We start from the raw sequence: 23967 nt of genomic DNA, 5'->3' as shown, positions 1-23967 counted from the left end.
GCAGAAGGATGCGATCATGAGCAATATCCCCATGAAGCGCATGGGCGTTGGGGGCGATATTGCTGCTGCCGTCGTCTATCTGGCAAGCGATGAGGCAGCTTATGTGACCGGCCAGACCCTGCACGTCAATGGTGGCATGGCCATGATCTGAGATGAAGCGCCTCCGCGGCGCTTTTTCTCTATTTTTACCTTGCAATTAATTGCAATCCTCGGTCATCCAGATAAGATGAAAATGTAGCCACCAACCAAGGAGGGTAAGTATGGCAATCCCAACCACTACGCGCTATATTGAGGTGACGGAATGACCGTTATGTCCGGTAACCTCTATCGGGCCTTGAAATCGGCTAACGTTGCCGACGAACTGGCCCAGAAAGCGGCTGAAGAAGTGGCGAACCAGAGCGCAGATATCAAAGACCTGAAGTCGACACTGAAGCTTCACAGCTGGATGCTCGGCCTGATCATGGCGGGTGTAGCCTCGCTGGTTTTGAAGTCGTTCTTCTAGCGGCGACTTTCAGCTGAAAGATAGTTGCAATTAATTGCATATTTGGTGCCCTCAAGTAAGATTGGGGGCATCATTCATTGAGGCCAAGGAGGGCGCCGTATGGCTAAGTTCGAGTTTAGCGCGGGTATAGCCGTTAGATACTACGGAACGATCACCGTTGAGGCTGACTCACTCGAGGACGCCAAGCGAAAAATACAGGAACCTACGTTCCAGATGAGCAAGCACTTCGAACCGAACGGGGGAGGCGATGACGATATTGATTTCGACTACCACAAGCCTGCCGTCCACTTATTCAATGTCTCTGTCGACGATCAGGATGGTTCGGAGCTGGGGGTGATTGATCTGAATGAAGATCTGCCTGAACCACCGGAGGGTCTGTGATGCGCTCAAACCTCGAAGATATTGAAGTTTACATGCACCACCAGACGGAGAAGGCAGTGCTGGTAAGCTCGGATGGTGACGAGGAGCAGTCTGTCTGGATACCGAAGTCGCAATGCGAGGTTGAACATCTACGCGGTCGGGTGTGGCGGCTCACAGCTCAGCAGAGCCTCCTTGAAGAGAAGGATCTGGTGTAGCGCGCGACAACTCGCAATTGCCTACTGCACAGACACTGTCTACGGTGGTTAGTACGTTCGATGCTGGCGCAAATGGATTGACTACCCCGATCACTGGCTACTACAACCCCAAATCATGTCACGGACAGGAGGTCGGGGTGAGCCAGGAGACGATCGGAGCCCGCAAGGCGAAGTGGAGCTATAAGAAGGCGTTCGGTCTTTGGGCAATCGGGGCCGTGGCTATTGTAGGCTTCGCCTTAGTAAACGGTATGATCATCCGGGCGAAGAACGCCGATAGTGGGCCCGTCGATACTGTGGAGCAAGCGCTCGATCGTGCGGTGGCGAACTTAAACGGATCATCTTCAGAACTGAAGACCAAGCTCCTGCAGACCATGAATGTTTACGGCGAGAGCACGAGCGTCCTGTCGAACATCACCTATTGGGGGCGGGAGATTGATTCGCTCGGCGATAAGTACAGCCGGATATCTCACGCCCGCCTGCTTGACTGCATGGTCCAAGCGAAGAAGGAAGTTAGGGACGTCAAGCGCGACGTGGCCATGGCCGCCTGCGCGAACAGCCTCCTGTAAAAAGAGAAAGTCCGGGGAGACCTGGCTTTTTTCTTGCTTTGGGTTCTGCAATTAATTGCACTTTCCAGATCGGCATGTAAAATCAGATCAAAGGACCAAGGAGGGTCGAATGTGGATCAAGCTTGAAGATAAGGAAGTCGAGCTACTCAAGGGGCTTCTGCCTGAGATGGCCGCTGGTGAGCGTAGGGACGCCCAGCTCTTCTGGAACGACGACGTGGCAGGAAACAAGGAAGCTAGGGAAGCATGCGTCGGTCGTGCCGAGCAGTATGAGGCTCTCGCAAACAAGATCATCGCTCGCGAGGCTGGGGGTGACGGCTTCGACGGCGAATGCCCCGGCTGCGCCGACAAGACAGATCAGAAACTGCACCCGGAGAACCACGATGGCTGAGTTCATCAATACCATAGAGCAACAATCTCAGAGGGCGTCTGACGCCCTCACTGGGGAGGGGATGGCCGCATTCGGGAAGCCGGTTCCGACATATCGGGCTCAGGAGGCATTCCGACACTGCCGTGACATGGGGCTGACCGACACGAACAAGGCCACCGGACTGATCAACCGGATGATCGAATGCATTGAGCGCGATGAACCATACAAGGCGATGGAAGCCGGGATGGCATACCTTGACCTGACCGGAACCTATCGTCTGTTGGCGGTCTTGTGCGCAGCAGAAGAACCGAAGCCGGAACCCGAGAAGCCGGCTCGTATGATATACGATGAGTGGGGTTTCTAACCGCCAGGAAAGGGCAAAAACCAATGAGAATGTCGCGAGAAGAGGCGCAAAAGCTGGCCGACAGTATCCAGCAGCGTGAGGAGCTCATCAAGCTACGTGATTTGCTTGGGCCAGGGGACCGGGCGGTGGAAGTGGGCAAATGCCGAGTCCGTCTGCACGCCGCACCTCTGGAAGATCAGATCGAGTGGGACAGCATGGAGCTGCCACGCTTCATCATGGATCGGCTGCTCGAAGACGGGGTCCTGGGCGAGTATGTCGATAAGATGATTGCCGATATCGAAGAAAATCTGTCCATAGACGGCATCCACATCGACGGAATGCCCGTAGACCCGGAGGATGTGCCTTGAGGAAATATGCAATTAATTTCATGATCCTGTTGATATGCCTGGTGGCCGTGTCGTATATCGCCACGGCTTACTTCGGTTGGGTGGCCAGCTTCTCGGCCTGGTTTTTTCGGGACCCGCTTCAGCAGGTCGTCTTCACGTTCCTGATCCTCGTCGCCACGGTCATCGCGCTCCTCGTCACCATCGCGGAGATTGCGAAGACCAGCCGCGGCGGCAAGGAACTCAACAGCGAAGACGAGCGGGTGTGAGTATGAAGGTAAGCCGAAGCTACCCGTTCCTGTCGATCGCCCGCCACTATGACGTGGATTACGGCGACGTTCTCCTGTTCGGCCAGTACATGCGCAAGTGGCCGCTCGGGGTCGCTCCGAACCTGCATGAGCAGCGGGCAATGAGCAATCTGCACGATCAGCTCAACCCGATCATCACTCAGGACTTCGCAGCAGCAATCGAAAGAGCGAATCAGGAGTTCGCCCGCATCCAGCGCGAGGGCTGGTGACGATTATGCAATTAATTTCAAAACGGTAGGCTTTCAGCCATAGTTAGTTAAAGACCAAGGAGGGTCACGACTATGAAGAATATCGCCATGGCAATGATTGTCTCCCTCGCAGGGTGCGCATCGCTCCCAGCTTGGAACGACAATCCGCACTTCACGGAAGCCGTCCAGCTCAAGCTCCTCGCAGATCGTTGCGGGGAGAACACGCTCGTACAGGCCGAGAAGCAAATCCTTCTCGGTATTGCCGATACCGGCATGAACCCTGCCGCAGCTCGCCAGATGGTCGAGAACAAGTTCACGTACCGTCGGGGCCAGATCATCCGGGACGCACGTACCCGCGCATATTGCGGAGGCTAGGATGGGGAAGGCAGCCTCGGTCATCGATCGCTACCTCTCGGAGCTCGAAGAACTCGGCATCCAGAGAGTCAATGTTCCGGGCACCCGCAAGATGCACTTCATGATCAAGTGTGATTGCGGGGAGGAACTGACCAAAAACTACAAAGCCAACATGCCACCCGAGGCGCTGAATAGGATGATGCGTCAGACAGGGTGGCTACTGTCTCACCGGCACAGCCCGATATGCCCAGGCTGCCAGAAGAAGGAGAAAACGCCAGTGGCACCGAAACAGACCGAACAAGTACCGCACAAGTCCATCAAGGACGTTGCGGACAACTCCATCACTCGCTTTGCCGAAGCTGCTAACAAGATCGCCAGGTTTGATATTACCCTGCCGGCCAAAGGTGAGCCGTCCACGATCGAAATTAATCCGAAGATCGCCCGACAGGTCTATAGCCTGCTCGAAAGCGTATTCGACGAGGCTCAGGGCCGTTATGAAAAAGGCTGGTCGGACGAACGCATTGGCAAGCAGCTAGAGGTCGCCCCAAATGCCGTGGAGAAAATTCGTCGGGAGGCATACGGAGAGATCCGGGAGGACCCGAAGATTGTTGCATTACGTGAAGATTTGGAGTCTCTCAAGAAGGATCTGGCGAAGGCAGAGGAGAAGGTTCTCAACGACGCCACACGCCAGATCGAACCGCTTCGCAATAGGGTTCAGGTACTCGAAAAGCGCCTTGCTGAACTCGATGCCTGACTGTGCAATTAATTTCAAGAGATTGCCATGAAGGTATCGAAAAAAAGCCTCGTACTTGATCTCCACAAGCTTCACCCAAAAATGACAACCGTGCAGCTCGCTGAAAGGGTGGGGTGCTCGCCGGATTATGTACGGGGCCTTTCAAGTCAGCTGAAACTGGGCATCAGGTCCGTAAATGTGCGTGGTGGGGCCGTTGAAGCCCGAGCCAAGGCAAGCAAAGCCTTCGAGGAACGTCGCCGGGAACGCGAGCGTCAGCGCCAAGAGGAGGCGAAGAACAAGCCGGTGTTCGGCCTTGGCCGCGGTAATGTCGGCGCAAAATCAGCAGAAAAGCTGCAGCAACGGGTAGCGCTCGACACGCCGAAACAGATCACCCATCTGCGCAAGAACGGGAAGCTGTTCGTCTATTGGAAGCTCGATCCTATGCCGAAGATCACGTTCGTACAGAATGCTCGCGGCGACTGGATGCTAGGATCGCAGCGGTGGGCGTCTGCTCTGTTGGCTCTGGCTTGGGCCTGCGAGGAACTGCTTAGCAAGAATGGGGAGGTCGATCCTGCAGCGTTCGTTTGATTGCTGCAAAATAATGCAATTAACTGCAAAATACCTCTTGCAATTAATTGCACGGCCAGTACGGTAAGACCATACAAAGTGAACAAGCCAATCAACACCAAGGAGGGTGACGTGGCAGATAAGAAAGTCCCGCAGTTACATGCCTTGTTGGCCGTCGAGGCCGACCTGACCAACACCGCGAAGGCGCTGGTCGAAGAAACCGCCGTCACCTTCACGAAGAAGCCTGATCACTTCAAGGGTCACGTCAAGACGGTGACCTACTTCGACGAGGCTCGCTCCCAGGAAAACGAGCAGGAAGAAAAGAAGCTTGTCACCACGGTCGACGCGAAGCTGGTCTACGCTCTGGAACCGGTCGCCCGTCTCTATGACGCACTTCTGCAGAAGGAAGAAGCCAACCAGCGCGCCAAGACGGACCTCGTCATCGACGGCGTCACCATCGGCACCGACCTGCCAGCGACCTTCCTGCTCGGACTGGAAACCCGCCTGAAGACCGTCCAGCAGTTGGTTCTCGCCACCCCGACACTCGATCCGTCGCTGATCTGGAACGAAGACCTTGCAGCAGGCGCGGGCGTCTACCGCTCGGCTCCCCAGGGTACGAAGCGCACCGAGAAACAGATTGAACACAAGGTCCTCGTCGCCCCGACCGACAAGCATCCGGCCCAGATTGAGAAGTGGACTGTCGACGTCCCGGTCGCGAAGATTGAAACCACGCATGTCTCGGGCATGTGGACCCCGGCGCGCAAGTCGGACGTCCTCGCTCGCATCGACAAGATGCTCAACGCCGTGAAGAAGGCGCGTCAGATGGCCAATACGGTCGAGACGCAGAACCTGCAGGTCGGCAAGCAGATCATGGATTACATTCTCGGCTAAGGCCGGGATAGGGCAGGTGGCGGGTAATCCGACCAGCACCTCGGAGCCTACAAGCCCAACCGCCGCCTGCCCATCACAGTTTGGGGACAAGAGCAAAGCCCCCGCAGCTCGAACCTTCCTGCCCCGGAAGGTGTCCCCGCCCAGACCCAAGAGGGTAGTATTGTTGTCAGTCTAAAAGCCGGAGCCGTGTCTGACACGGTAGCCCGGAAGTCAGTACCCTAGTCAGTCTGTTGACCCTCTCAGTGTCAGCACAGACGACGAGGCAGAAGGTAGCGAAGGTCGTTTTTCAAATCGCCAGTCGCGGGTTCGAGTCCCGCCCACAGCCCCAAAAATCAATGCTGTGGTAACTCAGTGGTAGAGTGGGTGATAATGTCAGTACGAGACCGACGGATAGCCGGAGCCGGGTCAGACTAGATGATAGCTCATTTGGTAGAGCAAATCCCTTCTAAGGATTAGGTAGCGGGTTCAACTCCCGCTCATCAACAGGGCGGTGGTGGTGCGGAATGCCATCATCGCCCGCTTTGTTTTCAGCAACAGTGCAATTAATTCCCAGGAGAAGAACATGTCAAAAGAATACGAAGCCCAGGTCGACAAGATGATAAAGGACGCCGGCCTCACGGCACCACGCGTCACGCCTGAGCATATCGACTCGCTGATCGTCGATAAGACGTTTACTGTCCTGCCCAGCGGCAAGGTGATGGTCTGCGAAATCACGCTCAAGAACGGCTTCACGGTGCGCGGAGAGGCTTCCGTCGTATCGAAGGAAAACTGCAACGAGGAGATCGGTCGCAAGGTCAGCTTCGACAAGGCTCGAGCTCAGATCTGGCCGCTCGAAGGCTACCGTCTGCAGAACGACCTCTACATCGCCAGCCTGCCGGAGTAAGCGATATGGACGACAACGCCCGCATGGCTCAGATGAAGGCCACGCTCGAGACCCTGATGGAGCAGATGAACGAGGCCGAGAAACAGGGCCTTGTGTGTCAGCTGGAGATCAACGACATACCTCACCACATGGCGTCACTTAAAAGCTATGTACGGGTGCATACGTACCGCCTTGAAGTTCTCCGGAGGGTGACGGGATGATCGTAGTTAAGATCGAACTTCACAGCGCCCTCACAGGCATAGTCACGCAGCTAGGGCAGATGCACATCGCCAACGATGGCTCAGGCACCGAGGACGTGGGCAACTATGTCGGCACCGTGTTCCGGAAGCCTGATTTCAAGCAGGTCACTCGAACAGCAGGGATTGCCGGCCATCGTCGCCGGCAGCTCACCGTCTGGCACCTGGTTGGAAAAATGCTGAAACAGATGGGATATGTCTGAACGTGCAATTAATTTCACTTGCCAAGGCTCGATCCTCAGCTAAGGTAAGATCATGCACCGAGCCAAGGAGGGCGGGTGTGCAATTAATTTCAAGGACAGCACTATGTCAGACCTCAAGAAAGCAGCCGAAGACCTGATGAACATGGCTATGAAAGCGATGGGCGATAAACCGAAGTCGTTCCTCGATAAGCCGAATGTTTGCCACTGCGGGTCGAAGCATGACGCCGTGGAGGTAGGTTACAAGGCGTTGGCACAGGCCGTTGACATGGATTGCCTACTTTGGGCGCTGCAGATCAATGCAGTTCAGGCTGTGTTTATCGAGGGTGTTCTGGCCCGCATGTCGGGTCCTGCGAAAGCCAGCCAGATGATGGCTGAAATGCGTATGGCCATGGCGGCAGAACTTCTCGGTGACGTTAGTTCCTTTGACAAGTACCGGGAGCTGCAGCGCCTCGCTATGAAACTACCACCAGAAAAGAAGGAAGCGAAATGACCACGCCTATCTCAAGCGTTTTGAAGAATGCGTCGGCGTCTCAGGATGCCGACTCAGCAGCAGTGTTTGCCAATGTCCTGAACAGCGACCAGCACGCGATGAAGACGCTCAAGGGCAACACGACCTACAGCCCTGACGATGCCGCACGTGTGGCTCGGATAATGGCCGAGTATGCCGGTTTGCAGAATGAAGGTCTTCGCCAAGCTGGCGCAGGTTTCGGTCGACCGATCAAGGCAGACGCCGTCACTGCCAACGCTTAATTCTTGCAATTAATTGCACAAACGTTAAGTTAGTAGGGCACAAAACCATGGAGGGTCAGTTGCCGAAGTTCCGAGTCGTTAAAGGCCACGATGCCTGGATCAAGTACGCCACGGTCGTGGAAGCCGACAGCGCCGAGGAGGCTGAAGCAATCGCCATGGATCGCCACTATGACGGGGAGTGGGAAGATGACGGCGAAGCCGAGTTCGACCACTACGAGCTCATGGAAGGCGAAACCGAGGAAGTAACCGAAGAAGGAGAAGAGAATGCCGAAACTGCGTAATGGCGGCACTGACGTCGAAAAGCTGGCCCAATGGTTCGGTCGCAAGTGCCGTAACCACAACCCGCTCGAAGAACTTGGCGTAGCGAACGCCAACACCCGCATGTCGACGTACAAGGCCAAGACCAAAGGCGACCTGGGCGTCGTGAAGGAAGACAAGAGCACGGTGATCTACCATGCAGCGGGTCGCGCCTTCGAAATCAAAATCCAGGAAGTGGAGCCTGAAAAGTACAAGGCCGAACAGCTCGAAGCGGTCGGCTACTAAGACCGGTTCTAAACCGAAGGGCTCCATCCAAGGGTGGAGCCTTTTCTACATAAAATGCCATGGAGGGCAACTTGCCGATTATCATCAAAAAGAAGGTCGTAGCAGAGGCGCCAGCTCCAATCGTGGAGCCCGAGGAAAAGGTCGAAGCACGGCAAGAACCTACTCCGGTCGTGACCGACTATCGCAGCTTGCCTATCGCAAACTCGCTCGACGAGCTTTGGGCGAACCGTGGTAAACTTAGGGCACCAGATCCGACAGAATGCAAACTTTGCGGTAATTCCTACGCATTTCCGTGTCACGGCAAAGCGGAAAACTGCATGAGCGCCAAGTGGGCTCGAGAGAAAGCTTGACCCTAATTTTGTGACTGCGTATCGTGCAATTAATTGCAAGATAGCTCGCAGTTTCTTCTCCTGCTGCTGAGCTGACCGCGCCTCCGGGTGTTCTCAGCGAATGCCCGGAGGACACGTCATCGAGGCAAGGATGCCGATTGTTATTCGCAAGGCCGCAAGGCCGGTAAAAATAGATCCGATCGTAGAGGACGAAAAGCCCCGGAAGTTGTGGGCTCCCCGTTCTGTCGAGCACATTTCCACACGAGAACCGCTGGAAGCTGCAATTAAAATTGCGCGGACTCTTGCACGTCAGGCGGCTCGGAGGGATCATGAGGCGGAATTAGCACGATTGGCGAGTACCAATGCTTAGAGCAGCTATTTACGCACGTTTTTCGACTGACCTTCAGAGCGAACGATCCACAGACGACCAGATTACCCTTTGCCGCACCTACGCAGATCGCGAAGGCTATCAGGTGGTCGCCGCATACGAGGACAAGGCAAAGTCAGGGGCCTCGATATTTGGGCGTGACGGTCTGCAGCAACTGCTTGCGGACGCGGCCAATCAGAAGTTCGACGTCATTATCGTCGAAGCCATCGACCGTCTGGCCCGCGATATGGAAGACCTTGCCGGCATGCACAAGCGCATGTCGTTTCTGGGTATCAAGATACTCGCTGTACACGAAGGTGAGGCGAACACCGTCCTCGTCGGCCTCCGGGGTCTTGTCAGCCAGCTGTTCCGTGAAGACAACGCTCACAAAGTGCGTCGTGGACTATCCGGTCGCGTTAAGCAGGGCCTGTCCGCTGGCGGTAAGGCATACGGCTATCGCCCCGACCCGCTCAAGAAAGGCGAGCTGATCATCGACCATGATGAAGCGTCAATCGTGCAGCGCATCTTCCGCGAGTACGCCAATGGCAAATCGCCTCGTGCTATCGCGAGGGACCTGAACCGAGACAAGATCGCACCACCACGCGGGAGGACTTGGTCAGCCTCGACACTGAATGGCAGCGCCAGCAGGCACAACGGCCTCCTCCGTAATCCTATCTACGGGGGAACGCTGATCTGGAACCGCGTGCGCATGGTCAAGGACCCGAACACCGGCAAGCGTGTTTCAAGGATCAATCCGAAGGATCAGTGGGAGGTCGTCGAGAAGCCAGAGCTTCGCATCGTCGACGAAATGATGTTCGCTAAGGTTCAGGCCCGCAAAGAGGAGACGGCACACGAGCCGCACTTCTACAAGCAGCGCCGGCCAAAGCATCTGTTTTCGGGTCTGCTCAAGTGCGGCTGCTGTGGGTCTGGAATGGTGACCACCGGAACCGACAAGAGCGGACGCAAGCGCATTCGGTGTAGCGGGTTCTCTCAGAGAGGTATCTGCGACAAGCCCAGGACCTATTATCTAAACGTCGTGGAGGACCTGATCCTCGACACGCTGCGCAATGAGCTTCAGCATCCCGAGGTCATTTCTGCCTATGTGCAGGAGTACCACGCGGAGAGAAAGCGCCTTGAGCTGCAGCGGACGAAATCAAGAGCCCAGCTGGAACAGCGGCTCGCAGCCGTGGAAGCAGAGGCGAAGCGTATCCTCGACATAGTGGTCAAGACGGACACGCCACCAGATTTCGCTCTAAGCCGCCTGCAGGAACTGTCGGCAGAGAAGAAGCAGATCAACGCGGACATAGCGGAAACGCCAGAAGCCGAAAAAATCGTGTCGCTGCATCCGACTGCTCTCGCCTTCTACGAAAAGCAGCTCCAGCGCTTGGGGCGTTATATCGGGGACACGATTGCCGAAGGTGATTTGGAAGCTGCGCAGGTGATTCGCGATATCGTCTCGAAGATCGTGATCATTCACGGGGAAAATGAGGGTAGGGGCCGGTTCGAGAAATCCGACTTTACCGTAGAAATCCATGGAGACCTGACGAGGCTGCTTGGGCCGGAGACTGAGGAAGTCGTCGTCATTGGTATAAGTGGTAGCGGAGGAGGGATTCGAACCCCCGACACAAGGATTATGATTCCTCTGCTCTAACCTACTGAGCTACTCCGCCACGCGTCGCTTTACAGAGACAACTTCATGTTCGCCGTTTCCGGTGGGACAAATCGTTGTTCCTGCAAGGAATGGCGGCGGTATATGTGCGGAATGAAAAGCTGTCAAGCACTCTTCGCATAGCTTTCGTCTTGTTTTCTATCATTTGCACCGATAAGGAACTTGGCATCAGCAAAGGCATGGTTTTATGGCACCTCGTATTGCGGTTTTGGGTTGCGGCTATTGGGGCGGCAATCACATTCGTACCCTGAAGAGCCTCGGTGCCCTTCAGGCAGTTTCCGACGCGAAAGCAGAACAGGCAGAACGCTTCGCGGCGGAGTTCAATGTTCCCAACATTCCCGTCGATGAATTGTTCACGCGTTCAGACATTGACGGCATCGTCCTGGCATTGCCGGCACAGTTCCATTCACAATACGCCATCCAGGCAGTGAAGAACGGCAAGGACGTACTGGTCGAAAAGCCGATCGCGCTCGACATTCCGGCTGCGGAAGCCGAAGTCGAGGCCGCCCGTGAAAACGGTCGCGTGTTCATGGTCGGCCATGTGCTGCGTTTCCACCCGGCTTTCGAGAAACTGCTCGACATGGTGAAAAGCGGCGAGCTTGGCGATATTCGCTATGTGCATTCGCATCGCGTCGGTTTCGGCAAGTTCCACAATACGTTCGATGCATTGTGGGATCTTGCGCCGCACGATCTTTCGATGATCCTGGCTATCACCGGAGAAGAGCCGAGCGCGGTGCGGGGAGAAGGCGTGGCGACGCTCGATCACCTTACCGATATAGCTCATCTTCATCTCGATTTTCCCAATGGCATCCGCGGCCATCTGTTTGCGTCGCGCCTGAATGCCTATCGCGAACGCCGCCTGACGGTCACCGGCACGAAAGGCATGGCGGTGTTCGACGATGGCGAGCCGTGGGATCGCAAGCTTGCGCTCTACAATCATGAAGTCTGGCGGGAAAACGACCAATGGTCTTTCAAATCCGTCGAGCCGGTCTACATCCCGGTTGAAGAAGGCATGCCGCTGACACGTGAATTGCAGCATTTCATGCATTGCATCGAGACGCGCGAAAATCCGCGCACCGACGGCAAGGAAGCAATCAGCGTGCTGCGCATTCTCACGGAAGGTACTGTCAGGCACCCGCAGTAAATGTGGGGCGTGCGGGCCCGGTAACCTGCGTCAAGCGGTGTTACAGGAATCGCAAAACTTTGAACGCTCTGGCCATAGCGGGGCAGGGCGCAAGCGAATAAATAGGTTGCCGAGGATTCGCATATCGACTTGTGCGGGCCAGATATATTGGAGCCAACATGCAGTTTATTGATCTTGGAGCGCAGCGCGCGCGTATCGAAGACCGTCTCAATGCCGCCATTTCCAAGGTTGTTGCGGAAGGCCGTTATATTCTTGGACCGGAAGTAGCCGAGTTTGAAAAGAAGCTTGGCGAATATCTGGGCGTGGAACACGTCATCGCCTGCGCCAATGGCACTGATGCCTTGCAGATGCCTTTGATGGCGCGCGGCATCGGACCGGGCGACGCAGTGTTCGTTCCGTCCTTCACCTTCGCTGCCACGGCGGAAGTTGTTGCACTGGTGGGCGCCGAGCCGGTCTTCATCGACGTGGATGCGCAAAGCTACAATCTGAATGTCGAGCAGCTCGAAGCTGCCATCGCCGCCATCCGCAAGGAAGGCCGCCTGCAGCCAAAGGCGATCATCCCGGTCGATCTGTTCGGCCTGGCTGCCGACTATAACCGCATCAGCGCCATCGCGGATCGCGAAGACCTGTTCGTCATCGAAGACGCTGCGCAGTCGATCGGCGGCAAGCGCGATAACGTCATGTGCGGTGCTTTCGGCCATGTCGGCGCGACGAGCTTCTATCCGGCCAAGCCGCTCGGTTGCTATGGCGACGGCGGCGCGATGTTCACCAACGATGCCGAACTGGCCGACACGCTGCGTTCGGTCCTGTTCCACGGCAAGGGCGAAACCCAGTACGACAACGTTCGTATCGGGCTCAATTCGCGTCTGGATACGATTCAGGCAGCCGTTCTTCTGGAAAAGCTTGCAATCCTCGAAGACGAAATGGAAGCACGTGACCGCATCGCCAAGCGCTACAACGAAGCGCTGAAGGACGTCGTCAAGGTTCCGGCGCTCCCGGCTGGCAATCGCTCGGCATGGGCACAGTATTCCATCGAGAGCGATAACCGCGACGGCCTGAAGGCGCATCTTCAGACGGAAGGCGTTCCTTCGGTCATTTATTATGTGAAGCCGCTGCACCAGCAGACCGCATACAAGCACTATCCGGTTGCGCCGGGCGGCCTTCCAGTTTCGGAAAGCCTGCCGAACCGCATTCTGAGCCTGCCGATGCACCCCTATCTGTCGGAAGCCGACCAGGACAAGATCATCGGCGCCATCCGTGGGTTCCACGGCAAAAAGGCTTGATTTTTCTTGCGTGACTAACGAAAAACCCGGCGAAAGCCGGGTTTTTTATGTTTCAGGCTTGCAAGTTCAATTGCCAGGAAACACCGTATTTATCCTTGATCCAGGCGAAAAGCTTGCTGAAACCATAATTGTCGAGCGGCATCAGCGTCTCGCCGCCTTCCGAAAGCTTCTCGAAAACGCCGGTCAGGCTTTCCTCATCATGAAAGTCGACGAACAGCGATACGGACGGATTGAAATCGAACTGATGCGGGATGGGGCTGTCGATCACGATCAGCCGGTGTTCGGCAAAGGTCACGCGGGCAATCTGCACCTTGCCGGGGCTGCCGCTTGCTTCGTCATAGGTTTTGATCGACTCGATCAGGAAGTCCGGAAAGATCGAACGATATGTTTCCAGCGCCGCGCCTGCACTGCCCTGAAACATGAGATGGGTGCAAACCTGTGTCATGGCGGAAACGTAACACGGCCTCGCTGTTTTCGGCAATCGGGCTGCCAGGGCATTTGCGTCGTGAAATGCCTGAAACCGGTAAGAGCGGTCCTGACCATACCGGGAAAAACAGGAGCCGCTTTAAAGGTTCTTTTTCTTCAACCGCTTGTCGATGCGCGCGGCCACGAAGCGGGCGAGGGCCGGACCTGCCAGAAGCACGATGAAGAAGCGGCTTGTCTGCATCGCAATGATGAAAGGCAGGTCGACATTGCTCGATGCTGCGATGATTGCAACCGTATCCGCGCCACCGGGACTGGTGGCGAGATAGGCTGTCAACGGATCGAGCCCCAGCACATGGCCGAGCGCCATGCCGAAAAGCCCGCAGACGGCGATGAGGAGCAGCGTGGATGTCAGCACCGCCGGAAACGCGCGCGCCGCATGGGCGATGATGGCGCGCGAGAAGCCGAGGCCGATGCGCCAGCCGATGAGCAGATAGCTGACCGCGAGCAGCCATGGCGGCAGGTCGATGGTGATGAAGCCGGTGTCTTGAAGCAACGCGCCCAGTATGAGCGGCACGAGCATGGCGCCGGTCGGAATGCGGAGGAGTTCGCCTAGGAACGCGCCGACGACGATCAGCAGCAGTGTCGGGCCGAGGGTGAACCAATCGACGGGTGGAAACCATGTGATTTCGGCAGGTGCAACGGTTTCCACGCCTGTGCTGAGGCGCAGGACCAGCGAAGCGGCTGTGGCAACCAGCACCACGCGCAGATATTGCATGAAGGCGACGAGGCGGGCATCCGCGCCGTGGGATTCCGCCATCAGTGTCATTGCCGTGGCCGCCCCGGGGGAAGAACCCCATACGGCGGTTGTTCCTGGCAGAATGCGAAACCGCGCCAGCAGATAGCCGATGAAGGTGCTGGCAAAAAGCACGTAGCCCACGGATAGCAGGATGACGGGCAGGTGCTGCCCCATGCTCGTGAAGAACTCGGCAGTGATCGAACGCGCGATGAGGCAGCCGACGACGCCTTGTGCTGCGAGTGACAGCCAGCGGTGGACCCGCAGCGTGCTTTCGCCAGCAGCCATCAGGATTGCGCCAAGCATAGCGCCCAGAAGCATCGCGGCAGGCAGTTGCAGCTTTTCCCCTGCAAAGATCAGGATGGCGGAAAAAACGGCCAGAAGACCCAACTGGGCTGGTCTCGGCAAGGTCTTGACGCTGAATTTTGTGGAGGCCGAATTCGGCCCGGAGGGGGAGGATTTCTGCATTATGTCTTTTCACTACATCCGGCCCGGGAGCGATGCAAACCAAGATTTGCACGGCTTTGCGCAAATCTCCACGCTCCTTCCAGCCAACCGCAAAAGATTTTGGCAATTGTCATATTTGATCGGAAGAAACGGATGGTTCGTCAGCTTCTCCATCGGCAGTGTGAGAGACGGGGCGTGAAGCATGGGCGGCCCTGTCCATGGGGCGTTCACGCCAATTGCCAGTCAATGGAGAAGAAGGGTGATGAAACTAAAATATCTTCCAATGCCGAGCGACGAGGTGCGTGCTTTGCAAGCCGGTGGCAAGGATGCTTATGGCTGTGCGCCGGAGCGAACGGTTTCCGACGGAGACGGCAACCCCTGTCGCCATTGCCTTGACTTCGTACCGAAGGGGGCGAGCATGCTCATTCTCGCCTATCGCCCTTTTCCCGATGTTCAGCCCTATGCTGAAACCGGGCCGGTCTTTTTGTGTGCCGACCCCTGCGAGGCCTGGGCTGGAGAAGGTGTTCCGCCCATTTTGAAATCGAGTAAGGATTATCTGCTGAAAGGCTATACCGAAAGCCACCGCATCAAATACGGAACAGGGAAAGTCGTCGAGCGCGATGATCTGGCAGATTATGCCGCCGACCTGCTGGGTCGCCCGGAAATCAGTTTCGTCGACGTCCGATCTGCGCGCAACAACTGTTTCCAGCTGCGCATCAAGCGTGCAAGCTGAATTGACCGGAGGCCGGTTTGATCGGGGGAACACGAAAACACCGCCTGCGAGGCGGTGTTTTTCATCGTTGGGCAAGGTTGAGAAACGAAACGTCGATCAACCGATCATGGCGCGGCGCTGGTTGACCGGGCGCTCGATCACTTCCCTCGGAGCCTTGCCGCCGTCGCGTTCTTCAAGCGCTTCGGCTTTCGTCAGTTCGGTTTCCGCCGCCGACAATTCGGCTTCGGCCGCTTCCTTCTGGGACATCAGGTCGCGAATCGATACGAAGAGGTTATCGCGCCGCTGGCGAGCCGCCTTGGCGAAGGTCGGATAAGCGAAATGATTAATGTCAGTGATGCCAGCTTTTTTCTCTTCCGATAGAATCTGGGCGTCGAGTTCTCCGGCCATCCGTTCGAACTCGCCGATCATCAGGTCTAGCTGGCCCAGTTGACGGCGTTTTTCCTTCACCTGGAACAGTTTCAGCCTGACTAGGCTTTCACGTGGCTTCATACGCAATACTCCTTGAACACCAACCAGCTTTCATGTGTTGGGGCGTTCCCCCCGACTTTATTAACAGGTGTGAACGAGCAAAACGCACCCGGCCTGCACCCGAATCTCCTTGCGAATTCAAGCCCCTGAAGGGGAAATCATCGCAGCCGTTCTTCCGAAATGGCTCAACAAGCGAAACAAAAAGTTAAGAATTCGCTCGTTTGGTAACCATTCCTTTACCGGCGAAGTTAATCATACGCGTTAGGACTTAAGGCTCGGTAAACCTCGTGTGGTTTTTCGGCAACAGGCGAAAGCTAGAGTCAGATGAATCGCTTAGCGAAGATTCTTAATGCGATGCTTTAGAGTCGTGAGGAAGAGAATGTCTTTATGATTCAGGCGCGTAAGAGAATTTTCTAAACAGGGCAGAAATATGCTTGCCAAGCAGAATCATATTTTGTTAACCATTTGCTGGCACCTTCATGCAAAGGCAACGATAGTTCCGTGTGCTGCCGTGAGGGACATCGGGTCGGCTGCGGAAAGGGGATAAGAGATGCGCGTCCTTTTGATTGAAGACGACAGTGCTATCGCACAGAGCATCGAGTTGATGCTCAAGTCCGAGAGTTTCAATGTCTACACGACCGATCTGGGCGAAGAAGGCATCGATCTCGGCAAGCTATATGATTACGACATCATCCTGCTGGACCTGAACCTGCCGGATATGTCTGGTTATGAAGTTCTTCGCACCTTGCGTCTGTCTAAGGTGAAGACGCCGATCCTTATCCTTTCCGGCATGGCCGGCATCGAGGACAAGGTTCGCGGTCTGGGCTTCGGTGCCGACGACTACATGACCAAGCCGTTCCACAAGGACGAACTGATCGCACGTATTCATGCGATCGTGCGCCGTTCGAAGGGGCATGCGCAGTCGGTCATCACGACGGGCGACCTCGTGGTCAATCTGGATGCGAAGACGGTGGAAGTCGCCGGCCAGCGCGTTCACCTGACCGGCAAGGAATACCAGATGCTGGAGCTTCTTTCGCTCCGCAAGGGCACGACGCTCACCAAGGAAATGTTCCTCAACCATCTTTATGGTGGCATGGACGAGCCGGAACTGAAGATTATCGACGTCTTCATCTGCAAGCTGCGCAAGAAGCTCGATGCTGTTTCCGGTAGCCAGAGCTACATCGAGACGGTCTGGGGTCGCGGTTATGTGCTGCGTGAGCCGGATGCGGAAATGCGCGAAAGCGCCTGATCGGCAACAGGCTTCGAAATGTAAAAAGCTCCGCTTCGGCGGAGCTTTTGCTTTTTGGAGTGACCGTTTGCCCCGGCTTTCAGGCGGACAGAACGCCTGCAAACTGTTCAGTGAGATAGGCGCGGTCGAATGGCTTGAGAATATAGCCGTTGGCGCCTGCGCGCTTCGCCCGCATGATGCGGGTGACGTCGAGTTCATAAAGACAGAGGATAATCCGCAGCTTGTCGCCGCCCGGCATGGCGCGCAGTTCGGTCACGACTTCCAATGCCGTCATGTCCGGCAGGTCGTAGTCGAGCAGCATGACGTCGGGCATGCGCGAAAAACAGGTTTCGAGCGCTTCCCGGCCGGTCGAGGCTTCAGCAAATTCGGCTATGGTTTCGGAAAGGATGCGGCGGGCGACCTTGCGAATGACCGATGAGTCATCCACCAGCAGGCAATAAGCTGCCATTGGTTCATTCGCCATTCAGACCCCCCTTACAGATATGTGATGATCGCCGCGCCTTCGACGACATTCGAGGCAAATCCTCATCGGAAATGCATGTTTGTCTGATAGAGGGTTTTATGATGGTTTGCCAGTGCGAGCGCGGGCTGGTCCCGCGCTCGCAAACGCTTATTCAGCAGAAAATACGATGTCTTCCGCGGTTGCGTGGATTGAAATCTTCATGCCGGCCTCTTCGGCCAGCAGAAGGGTATAGTAAGGCTGGACGGAATGGGCGTCGATTGGCTCTTCCGGAGCGGCGCCGGAATGAAGCTCAAGGAATTTGGGCGGAACGCGCAGCATGCGGCCCTTCACGGTGATAACGAAGCGCGGCTCGGTATCGCCGCCTTCAAGCCGCACGGCAAGCGAACCGCCGCGTGGAATGGCTGCGTTGCCGATCAGCAGCATGTTGAGGAGCAGCTTGACCTTGTTCTTGGGCAGAAGGACGCGGGTGCCTTCCCAGGTGAATTCCGGCTTTTCATTCTTGAAGTATTCTGTGGCAACGTTCTGCGCGTCGCCGGTGTCGATCTGTACGCCAGCCGAGCCTGCCGCGCCGAAAGCGATGCGGGCAAACTGAAGCCGGGCAGAGGCGTTGCGGGCGCTCGACTTGATGAGCGCCATTGCGTCTTCGTCGGCTCCGCCTTCTTCCAGCAGTTCCAGACCATTGTTGATCGCGCCGACCGGCGAAATGATGTCATGACAGATCCTGCTGCACAGAAGCGCACCGAGGTCGAGTGCGGAAAGGGTAACGGGCATTGGCATGGCGTTTTCTCCGGAACGCGGATTGATCCCGGCCTCCGAGCGGGTCGGATAACAGGATCGTTATCGGTTAACGAGACAGCCCGCAAAGCCAGTGTTTGCGCGGCTGCATGAAGATGGGCGAATCGCCCTGAATATCGATTTAACTGGATACACGCGCCACCGGACCGCCGCAACAAAGCTCTCTTTTTGATCCGTCGGGCTACCCCCACAGCTTCACACCATGGGAGAAATTCCCTGCCTTCGTAAAGTCAATTTCAGTGCTTAAAGGTTTGCACAATAAATTCGGGTCTAAAATAGGCGCGATTCGACCAAAATGTCCGTAAGAGACGTGGTCTGGCTTTTTAACAGGGCCGTCAGACAGAGGAGCGGAGAGCCAAAAGGAATTTTACATGGCCACACAATCCCTGTCGCAAATCAGGTTCCGCAATGCGGCGTGCTTCGTTGCGTTTTTTGCGGCGCTGTTTGTTTCTTTCATCGCCCTGCCAAATCAGGCCAGGGCACAGAACACATACACTGCCGAGGAAATCGTCGAATCTGGTCACAGGTTCTTCGGGTCGGCTTCGGGTGGAATCGCAAGCGCGGTCGAGAAGGCGTTCCAGAGTTTTGGTCTGCCCAACGGCTATATTCTTGGTGAGGAAGGTTCCGGGGCCTTCATCGGCGGCCTGACCTATGGCGAAGGCACGCTCTATACCAAGAATGCGGGCGACCATAAGACGTTCTGGCAGGGCCCCTCGCTTGGCTGGGATTTCGGCGGGCAGGGTTCTCGCGTGATGATGCTCGTCTATAACCTCGACGACATCCAGAACCTTTACGGTCGTTACGCCGGTGTCGCAGGTTCTGCCTATGTCGTTGCCGGTGTCGGCTTCAACGTCCTCAAGCGCGAGAACATCATGCTTGTGCCGATCCGCACCGGCGTGGGCGCGAGGCTGGGTGTGAATATCGGTTACCTGAAGCTGTCTGGTGCTCCCACCTGGAACCCGTTCTAGGGCCTGGTTGCCAATGAGTGCCTTTTCAGCCGGTGATTGTTTTGCTGGCTGGAAAGACGGTCGGCTGCGCACTATGAATAGTAAATGCTTGTCTGAAACCGCTCGGGCCCATGTGAAACCGTGATCCAGTCCGCTCTCTTTTTCATATTCGGCGTTCTTGTGACGGTTTTCGTCGTGGTGCTGCTTGGCCCTTCGGTCTGGCGGCGTGCCTTCTTTCTGGCGCGGCGGCAGGTCCAGGCGGAACTGCCGATCACACTCGCCGAGATTCGCGCCGACCGTGACGGGCTGCGCGCAGAATATGCCGTTGCGGTCAGCAGGCAGGAACAATTGCTGAAGCTCGAACGCCAGAAGAATGCCGAGCAGAAGGTGTTGCTCGCCCGGCAATATGAAGAGCTGAAACGCATTCCGTTGCTTGAGGCAAGTCAGGCTGATATCGAGAAGCAGCTGGCCGAACACGAGCGGATGGCGAAAGAAGCCGGTAGCGCGCGCGATACAGCGCTGGAAAAGGCGCAAATCCTCCAGGCTGAACTGGAACGGATGCAAAGCCATTACGCCGCGCTTGAGGGATTGGCCGATACATTGCGTATCGAGATAAGTGGAAGCGAGACGGAATACAGCCGTCTGACAAACGAGATGACCGAAATGCGTCGAGATCGCAAGGAAGCCGCAGCCCGTTACAACGAAGTTTCCACCCAGTTGACCTCGGCGCAGACCGAGCTGAAAAGCGAGAAGCGGCGCAACAGCGAGTTGCAGCAGAAACTTGAGAAGCTGATTTCCGAGCTTTCCGATGCACAGGAAAAAATCGAGCGCTACAGCCGCCGGAAAGCTGGCGTGGACGACAGTCCCGATTTGGCGGAAATCGAGCGCGAGAATGCAGCCCTTCGCGAAGAAATGGCTGCACTTGCCGCCCGGATGGTAGCGGCGACCGCCGAAAAGGAAGGACCGGGCTCGCCGATCCATTCAATTCTCGAGGCAGCCGAAAAGGCGGATGCAGGAAAAGGCAGGAAGGCCGGCCCCAAGAGCCTGGCGCGCCGCATCCGCGACCTGCAATAGGCCATCGTTCAGCGACTATTCCTTGCCCAGAACATCCGACCAATCGGGATGGCGCATCGCCTGCGCATGCATGAAGCTGCAACGCGGGATGATCTTCCACCCGCTTCGCCGGGCGTCCAGAACAGCGTTCTTGGCAAGCGCCTGCGCGACGCCTTTGCCGCGCATCGTGTCCGGCACGAAAGTATGGTCGATGGATATCAGCGAGGGGCCAAGCTTCGTATAGGTCATTTCGGCTTCACTGCCGTCGAGAACAGCCGCATAGCGCCCGCCGTCGGAACTGTCTTCCTTGCGAATCTCGATCGTCCCACTCATGCCATCCTCCTGAACATTGTGTGTCTGGATCAACGCGCCAAGTTCACAACATAGGAACGGAATGTGCAAATAAAAACCGGCCACGAGGGCCGGTTTTCGATTTGTCGATCAATGCCCCTTTCACGGAAGACTTGTTCCGCCGGAGGCCCGATCCTCGCCCTTCCAAAACCGGTCCCGGTTTCGAGGGGCGGTTTTAGTGACGATATTGTTGAATTCTGGTGGTCCTGAGGCCGGCGAGACCATGCTCATCGATTGAGGATTGCCAGGAAAGGAATTCCTCCACCGTCAATGTATAACGCTGGCATGCCTCCTCAAGGCTCAGAAGTCCGCCCCGCACCGCGGCGACGACTTCAGCCTTGCGGCGAATGACCCAGCGCCTTGTATTGGCGGGGGGGAGGTCCGCGATGGTCAGCGGGCTGCCATCAGGACCGATAACATACTTTATACGCGGTCTTACCAGATCGGTCATTGTACTCTCTACACAACACTCAAGGACCTAATCGAGTAGGAGACTAACGCGACAGCTTTAAAAATTACCTAAGCAGCTGGTAACTCTCTGGTAAGACTTGAAAAAATACTCGTTATGGCGCTTTTGCGGGCATTTTTGGGGCATAGGATGGGAAAACTTCACGGTGAAGTGTCCGCTGCCTGTCGCAATCCGGACAATGATTGTTCCCTGACCCTTGGCAAATTGCCGCAGTTTAGCCTATATAGGGCGCAGAAACCTAAATTTTGAGAAGCAGGGCAATTGCCCGGAAGCTGGAATCAATCATGAGCCTGAACAGCCTCGATCTGCCGGGAAAGCCGGAAGACACGCGCGTTGTCGTCGCCATGTCGGGCGGCGTCGATTCATCTGTTGTGGCCGGGATTCTCAAACGTGAAGGTTACGATGTCGTTGGCGTGACGCTGCAGCTTTATGATCATGGCGCAGCCGTTCATCGCGCCGGTTCCTGCTGCGCGGGACAGGACATCGAAGATGCCCGCCGCGTTTCGGAAAGTCTCGGCATTCCGCATTATGTCCTCGATTACGAAGCACGCTTCCGCGAGGCTGTGATCGATCCTTTTGCGAATTCCTATGTCAGCGGCGAAACGCCCATTCCGTGCGTTTCATGCAATCAGACGGTGAAGTTCGCCGATCTCCTGCAAACCGCGCGTGATCTCGGCGCCGATGCACTGGCGACAGGGCACTATATCCGTAGCCGCGCCAATGGTGCGCATCGCGCGCTCTATCGTCCGGTCGATACAGATCGCGACCAGAGCTATTTCCTCTTTGCCACCACGCAGGAGCAGATCGACTATCTGCGGTTCCCGCTCGGTCATCTGCCAAAGGCGCAGGTGCGCGAAATTGCTGAGGAAATGGGCCTGACTGTGGCCAAGAAGCAGGACAGCCAGGACATCTGCTTCGTGCCGCAGGGCAAATATTCCGACATTATCTCCAAATTGAAGCCGGAAGCGGCCAATCCGGGCGATATTGTCCATATCGATGGGCGCACGCTCGGCCGCCATGATGGCATCGTGCATTACACGGTCGGCCAGCGGCGCGGTATCGGCGTCGCCACGGGCGAGCCGCTCTATGTCGTTCATCTCGATGCCGCCAATGCGCGGGTTATCGTCGGTCCGCGTGAAGCGCTGGAAACGCATAAAGTTTTCCTGCGCGACATCAACTGGCTGGGCGATGCGCCGATTGGCGATCTGCCTGAAGGTGGAATGGAAGTGTTCGCCAAGGTCCGCTCGACGCGCCCGCCGCGCCCCGCCGTGCTGCGTCATGCCGATGGCCAGACCTGGGTTGAACTGGTCGATGGCGAAAGCGGCATCGCTCCTGGACAGGCCTGCGTGCTCTATTCGGACGAAAGCAATACGGCGCGCGTCTTCGGCGGCGGCTTTATTGGCCGTTCGGAGCGTGAACCGCAGGCGGAAGAAATGCTGCGCCGTCTTGTTGCCAATACGGCAAGCGCCTCGGCAGCCTGATAGTACTTTCCTGCTGCATCAAAAACCTCCGGTTCGAAGCCGGAGGTTTTTTGTTGAGAGCATTTCCAGCAAAATTGCGAAGCGTCTACGCGGGGAAATCAGTTCACTGGACTGATTTCTTATCCCGCTTCGATGCGTGGGATAATGCGGCAATACGAATAGTTAGAGCGGTTCCGCTGTTTGCCTTTTAATCGGAAGCGCCCTGGAGCATGTCGCCCCGAAGCGCGAACCGGCCAGGGCAATTTCCGGTGATCCAATCAAAACAGGAATTACTCGGAAGCCGCTCAAGTAAATTTGCTGAACCGCGAGAGGGCAATGCCCGATGCGGTTGCGACATTCAGGCTGTCGAACGCTGTGGACATGGGAATCCGCGCCGTCTGAAGCTTCTCAAGTAACCTTGGTGGCAATCCTTCCCCTTCGGTCCCGAGCAGGAGTGCGTGACGGTCTTGCTTCGCCGCATCATAGATGCTGAGCGTTGATGACGGGCTGAGCGCCAGCAGATTGAAGTTGGCATCGCCGAGCGTGGCGATGATTTCATCAATGTTGCCGCCGTGGAAATAGGGGACTTTCAGCGTCGCGCCGACCGATACACGGATGGCCTTGCGATAAAGCGGGTCGCAGCAGGTTTCATCCATCAGCACGCAGTCTGCCTCGAAGGCTGCGGCATTGCGAAAAATCGAGCCGACATTGTCGTGATTGGAAATGCCGCACAATACCACGACGAGCGATCTGGCGGGGAGGGCTCCGAGCATCGCTTCCAGACCGGGCTGTGGTTTGCGACGGCCGACAGCGAGAATGCCGCGATGAACGTGAAATCCCGCAACTGCATCCATGACAGCCTGCGGGACGGAATAGACGGGAACATCGGGTGGGAGTTGGCCTAGTTGTTCTCCGAGACCTGCGAGCCGGTTTTCCAGAACGAGCAGCGATTCCGTTTCGAATCGTGCGGAAGAGGAAAACAGGACGTTCAGAACCACCTTGCCTTCAGCGATGAAACGCTGCTGGCGCCCCACGAGGTCTTTCTCGCGAATGCTGCGATAAGGGGAAAGGCGTATGTCGTCCGGATCGTCAATTGGATGGACGCAAGGATGGACGCAGCCGTGCGAATGAGAACTTTCTTTCATCGCACGGCTGTGACCTCATGATG

At 56.5% G+C, this 23967-nt stretch carries 37 protein-coding genes, 2 tRNA genes and 1 pseudogene; 30 read left to right on the top strand and 10 right to left on the bottom strand.

All coding sequences use genetic code 11. From position 1 onward, the window contains the following. The 23 genes and pseudogenes from ACOWVS_RS14380 to ACOWVS_RS14270 form a co-directional block, all read left to right on the top strand. Positions 1 to 151, top strand: a 151-nt coding sequence (locus ACOWVS_RS14380; protein WP_420973089.1) for an SDR family oxidoreductase, incomplete at its 5' end; no start/stop codon positions are given. Positions 152 to 301: 150 nt separating this feature from the next. After that, a complete protein-coding gene (locus tag ACOWVS_RS14375) occupies positions 302 to 502 on the top strand; it encodes a DUF1640 domain-containing protein (RefSeq protein ID WP_139309266.1) in 201 nt (66 codons plus the stop codon). Positions 503 to 601: 99 nt separating this feature from the next. Then, on the top strand, positions 602 to 883 hold the full coding sequence (locus ACOWVS_RS14370) for a hypothetical protein (RefSeq protein ID WP_075041981.1): 282 nt from the start codon (positions 602 to 604) through the stop codon (positions 881 to 883). Positions 884 to 1214: 331 nt separating this feature from the next. Further along, the gene (locus tag ACOWVS_RS14365; RefSeq protein WP_075041983.1) at positions 1215 to 1643 is read left to right on the top strand and encodes a hypothetical protein; all 429 of its coding nucleotides are present in this window, start codon (positions 1215 to 1217) and stop codon (positions 1641 to 1643) included. 109 nt (positions 1644 to 1752) lie between these two features. Beyond that, positions 1753 to 2031 carry a hypothetical protein gene (locus ACOWVS_RS14360; protein ID WP_075041984.1) on the top strand — a complete coding sequence of 93 codons (279 nt, stop codon included), beginning with the start codon at positions 1753 to 1755 and terminating at the stop codon, positions 2029 to 2031. Next, positions 2024 to 2374, top strand: coding sequence for a hypothetical protein (locus ACOWVS_RS14355; RefSeq protein WP_075041985.1), 351 nt, complete (start codon positions 2024 to 2026; stop codon positions 2372 to 2374). Before ACOWVS_RS14360 ends, ACOWVS_RS14355 begins: the two co-directional genes overlap by 8 nt. Positions 2375 to 2397: 23 nt before the next feature. Next, entirely contained in the window at positions 2398 to 2721 is a 324-nt protein-coding gene (locus ACOWVS_RS14350) for a hypothetical protein (RefSeq protein ID WP_075041986.1), read from the top strand. Positions 2722 to 2741: 20 nt separating this feature from the next. Continuing rightward, complete coding sequence (locus ACOWVS_RS14345; protein WP_075041987.1) at positions 2742 to 2966, top strand: hypothetical protein; 225 nt, start codon at positions 2742 to 2744, stop codon at positions 2964 to 2966. A 2-nt stretch (positions 2967 to 2968) separates the two neighbouring features. Next, positions 2969 to 3214: a hypothetical protein gene (locus tag ACOWVS_RS14340; protein ID WP_075041988.1), complete on the top strand. Its 246-nt coding sequence runs from the start codon at positions 2969 to 2971 to the stop codon at positions 3212 to 3214. Between the two features lie 72 nt (positions 3215 to 3286). Beyond that, positions 3287 to 3568, top strand: coding sequence for a hypothetical protein (locus tag ACOWVS_RS14335; RefSeq protein ID WP_075041989.1), 282 nt, complete (start codon positions 3287 to 3289; stop codon positions 3566 to 3568). A gap of 1 nt (position 3569) precedes the next feature. Then, the gene (locus ACOWVS_RS14330; RefSeq protein WP_075041990.1) at positions 3570 to 4301 is read left to right on the top strand and encodes a hypothetical protein; all 732 of its coding nucleotides are present in this window, start codon (positions 3570 to 3572) and stop codon (positions 4299 to 4301) included. Positions 4302 to 4328: 27 nt separating this feature from the next. Further along, the gene (locus ACOWVS_RS14325) at positions 4329 to 4868 is read left to right on the top strand and encodes a hypothetical protein (RefSeq protein WP_075041991.1); all 540 of its coding nucleotides are present in this window, start codon (positions 4329 to 4331) and stop codon (positions 4866 to 4868) included. Between the two features lie 111 nt (positions 4869 to 4979). Next, the gene (locus tag ACOWVS_RS14320) at positions 4980 to 5738 is read left to right on the top strand and encodes a hypothetical protein (protein ID WP_075042011.1); all 759 of its coding nucleotides are present in this window, start codon (positions 4980 to 4982) and stop codon (positions 5736 to 5738) included. 411 nt (positions 5739 to 6149) lie between these two features. Beyond that, a tRNA-Arg gene (locus tag ACOWVS_RS14315) sits at positions 6150 to 6219 on the top strand. 81 nt (positions 6220 to 6300) lie between these two features. Beyond that, a complete protein-coding gene (locus ACOWVS_RS14310) occupies positions 6301 to 6621 on the top strand; it encodes a Gp49 family protein (protein WP_075042012.1) in 321 nt (106 codons plus the stop codon). A 5-nt stretch (positions 6622 to 6626) separates the two neighbouring features. After that, entirely contained in the window at positions 6627 to 6821 is a 195-nt protein-coding gene (locus ACOWVS_RS14305) for a hypothetical protein (protein ID WP_075041992.1), read from the top strand. Next, positions 6818 to 7060: a hypothetical protein gene (locus ACOWVS_RS14300; RefSeq protein ID WP_075041993.1), complete on the top strand. Its 243-nt coding sequence runs from the start codon at positions 6818 to 6820 to the stop codon at positions 7058 to 7060. The genes ACOWVS_RS14305 and ACOWVS_RS14300 overlap by 4 nt, the downstream gene beginning before the upstream one ends. 103 nt (positions 7061 to 7163) lie before the next feature. Then, positions 7164 to 7550 carry a hypothetical protein gene (locus ACOWVS_RS14295; protein ID WP_075041994.1) on the top strand — a complete coding sequence of 129 codons (387 nt, stop codon included), beginning with the start codon at positions 7164 to 7166 and terminating at the stop codon, positions 7548 to 7550. Beyond that, positions 7547 to 7810 carry a hypothetical protein gene (locus ACOWVS_RS14290; protein ID WP_075041995.1) on the top strand — a complete coding sequence of 88 codons (264 nt, stop codon included), beginning with the start codon at positions 7547 to 7549 and terminating at the stop codon, positions 7808 to 7810. The genes ACOWVS_RS14295 and ACOWVS_RS14290 overlap by 4 nt, the downstream gene beginning before the upstream one ends. A 59-nt stretch (positions 7811 to 7869) precedes the next feature. Beyond that, positions 7870 to 8091, top strand: coding sequence for a hypothetical protein (locus tag ACOWVS_RS14285; protein WP_139309267.1), 222 nt, complete (start codon positions 7870 to 7872; stop codon positions 8089 to 8091). Further along, a complete protein-coding gene (locus ACOWVS_RS14280; protein WP_075041997.1) occupies positions 8075 to 8353 on the top strand; it encodes a hypothetical protein in 279 nt (92 codons plus the stop codon). The genes ACOWVS_RS14285 and ACOWVS_RS14280 overlap by 17 nt, the downstream gene beginning before the upstream one ends. A gap of 71 nt (positions 8354 to 8424) precedes the next feature. Continuing rightward, positions 8425 to 8703 carry a hypothetical protein gene (locus ACOWVS_RS14275; RefSeq protein ID WP_139309268.1) on the top strand — a complete coding sequence of 93 codons (279 nt, stop codon included), beginning with the start codon at positions 8425 to 8427 and terminating at the stop codon, positions 8701 to 8703. A gap of 341 nt (positions 8704 to 9044) precedes the next feature. After that, positions 9045 to 10055: pseudogene (locus ACOWVS_RS14270) on the top strand (recombinase family protein); the annotation flags it as partial. Positions 10056 to 10301: 246 nt separating this feature from the next. On the opposite strand, the gene ACOWVS_RS14265 reads toward ACOWVS_RS14270, so the two are convergent. Together ACOWVS_RS14265 and ACOWVS_RS14260 are read right to left on the bottom strand one after the other, a co-directional pair. Then, entirely contained in the window at positions 10302 to 10583 is a 282-nt protein-coding gene (locus ACOWVS_RS14265) for a hypothetical protein (protein ID WP_247644433.1), read from the bottom strand. A 59-nt stretch (positions 10584 to 10642) separates the two neighbouring features. Continuing rightward, positions 10643 to 10719 (bottom strand) — tRNA-Met (locus ACOWVS_RS14260). 186 nt (positions 10720 to 10905) lie between these two features. Here ACOWVS_RS14260 and ACOWVS_RS14255 point away from each other — a divergent pair. Beyond that, entirely contained in the window at positions 10906 to 11862 is a 957-nt protein-coding gene (locus ACOWVS_RS14255) for a Gfo/Idh/MocA family protein (RefSeq protein ID WP_063620693.1), read from the top strand. A 158-nt stretch (positions 11863 to 12020) separates the two neighbouring features. Beyond that, the gene (locus ACOWVS_RS14250) at positions 12021 to 13145 is read left to right on the top strand and encodes a DegT/DnrJ/EryC1/StrS family aminotransferase (protein WP_063620695.1); all 1125 of its coding nucleotides are present in this window, start codon (positions 12021 to 12023) and stop codon (positions 13143 to 13145) included. A gap of 52 nt (positions 13146 to 13197) precedes the next feature. Here ACOWVS_RS14250 and ACOWVS_RS14245 read toward each other — a convergent pair whose 3' ends face one another. Together ACOWVS_RS14245 and ACOWVS_RS14240 are read right to left on the bottom strand one after the other, a co-directional pair. After that, on the bottom strand, positions 13198 to 13590 hold the full coding sequence (locus ACOWVS_RS14245) for a VOC family protein (RefSeq protein ID WP_006472630.1): 393 nt from the start codon (positions 13588 to 13590) through the stop codon (positions 13198 to 13200). A 120-nt stretch (positions 13591 to 13710) separates the two neighbouring features. Continuing rightward, entirely contained in the window at positions 13711 to 14832 is a 1122-nt protein-coding gene (locus tag ACOWVS_RS14240; protein ID WP_075042000.1) for an AbrB family transcriptional regulator, read from the bottom strand. 181 nt (positions 14833 to 15013) lie between these two features. Here ACOWVS_RS14240 and ACOWVS_RS14235 point away from each other — a divergent pair, with 181 nt between their 5' ends. Continuing rightward, positions 15014 to 15544 carry a DUF1203 domain-containing protein gene (locus ACOWVS_RS14235; RefSeq protein WP_312352141.1) on the top strand — a complete coding sequence of 177 codons (531 nt, stop codon included), beginning with the start codon at positions 15014 to 15016 and terminating at the stop codon, positions 15542 to 15544. A gap of 96 nt (positions 15545 to 15640) precedes the next feature. On the opposite strand, the gene ACOWVS_RS14230 is transcribed toward ACOWVS_RS14235, so the two are convergent. Next, positions 15641 to 16033, bottom strand: a complete 393-nt coding sequence (locus ACOWVS_RS14230) for a hypothetical protein (RefSeq protein WP_006472627.1) — start codon at positions 16031 to 16033, stop codon at positions 15641 to 15643. A gap of 529 nt (positions 16034 to 16562) precedes the next feature. Between ACOWVS_RS14230 and ctrA the strand changes: the two genes are divergently transcribed. Next, positions 16563 to 17261 carry a response regulator transcription factor CtrA gene (gene ctrA, locus ACOWVS_RS14225; protein ID WP_006467396.1) on the top strand — a complete coding sequence of 233 codons (699 nt, stop codon included), beginning with the start codon at positions 16563 to 16565 and terminating at the stop codon, positions 17259 to 17261. 79 nt (positions 17262 to 17340) lie between these two features. Here ctrA and ACOWVS_RS14220 read toward each other — a convergent pair whose 3' ends face one another. Both ACOWVS_RS14220 and chpT read right to left on the bottom strand, forming a co-directional pair. After that, complete coding sequence (locus ACOWVS_RS14220; RefSeq protein ID WP_031346816.1) at positions 17341 to 17724, bottom strand: response regulator; 384 nt, start codon at positions 17722 to 17724, stop codon at positions 17341 to 17343. Positions 17725 to 17871: 147 nt separating this feature from the next. Next, complete coding sequence (chpT, locus tag ACOWVS_RS14215; RefSeq protein ID WP_006467394.1) at positions 17872 to 18501, bottom strand: histidine phosphotransferase ChpT; 630 nt, start codon at positions 18499 to 18501, stop codon at positions 17872 to 17874. A gap of 389 nt (positions 18502 to 18890) precedes the next feature. Here chpT and ACOWVS_RS14210 point away from each other — a divergent pair, with 389 nt between their 5' ends. Both ACOWVS_RS14210 and ACOWVS_RS14205 read left to right on the top strand, forming a co-directional pair. After that, the gene (locus ACOWVS_RS14210; protein WP_006467392.1) at positions 18891 to 19487 is read left to right on the top strand and encodes a DUF1134 domain-containing protein; all 597 of its coding nucleotides are present in this window, start codon (positions 18891 to 18893) and stop codon (positions 19485 to 19487) included. Positions 19488 to 19631: 144 nt separating this feature from the next. After that, a complete protein-coding gene (locus tag ACOWVS_RS14205; RefSeq protein WP_170873267.1) occupies positions 19632 to 20540 on the top strand; it encodes a hypothetical protein in 909 nt (302 codons plus the stop codon). A 15-nt stretch (positions 20541 to 20555) separates the two neighbouring features. On the opposite strand, the gene ACOWVS_RS14200 is transcribed toward ACOWVS_RS14205, so the two are convergent. Further along, entirely contained in the window at positions 20556 to 20852 is a 297-nt protein-coding gene (locus ACOWVS_RS14200) for a GNAT family N-acetyltransferase (protein WP_006472625.1), read from the bottom strand. A gap of 193 nt (positions 20853 to 21045) precedes the next feature. After that, positions 21046 to 21321: a DUF1153 domain-containing protein gene (locus ACOWVS_RS14195; RefSeq protein ID WP_002964694.1), complete on the bottom strand. Its 276-nt coding sequence runs from the start codon at positions 21319 to 21321 to the stop codon at positions 21046 to 21048. Between the two features lie 302 nt (positions 21322 to 21623). Between ACOWVS_RS14195 and mnmA the strand changes: the two genes are divergently transcribed. Then, positions 21624 to 22820, top strand: coding sequence for a tRNA 2-thiouridine(34) synthase MnmA (mnmA, locus tag ACOWVS_RS14190; RefSeq protein WP_025090540.1), 1197 nt, complete (start codon positions 21624 to 21626; stop codon positions 22818 to 22820). Positions 22821 to 23104: 284 nt separating this feature from the next. Here the strand turns inward: mnmA and ACOWVS_RS14185 are convergent, their stop codons facing one another. Then, complete coding sequence (locus ACOWVS_RS14185; RefSeq protein WP_063620703.1) at positions 23105 to 23944, bottom strand: TrmH family RNA methyltransferase; 840 nt, start codon at positions 23942 to 23944, stop codon at positions 23105 to 23107. Positions 23945 to 23967: the final 23 nt, after the last annotated feature.

It is taken from the genome of Brucella sp. IR068, from assembly GCF_049065885.1.
GTDB classification, from domain to species: domain Bacteria; phylum Pseudomonadota; class Alphaproteobacteria; order Rhizobiales; family Rhizobiaceae; genus Brucella; species Brucella intermedia.
The sequence above is the reverse complement of the archived record's forward strand: the minus strand, read 5'-3'. Positions and strand labels throughout refer to the sequence as shown.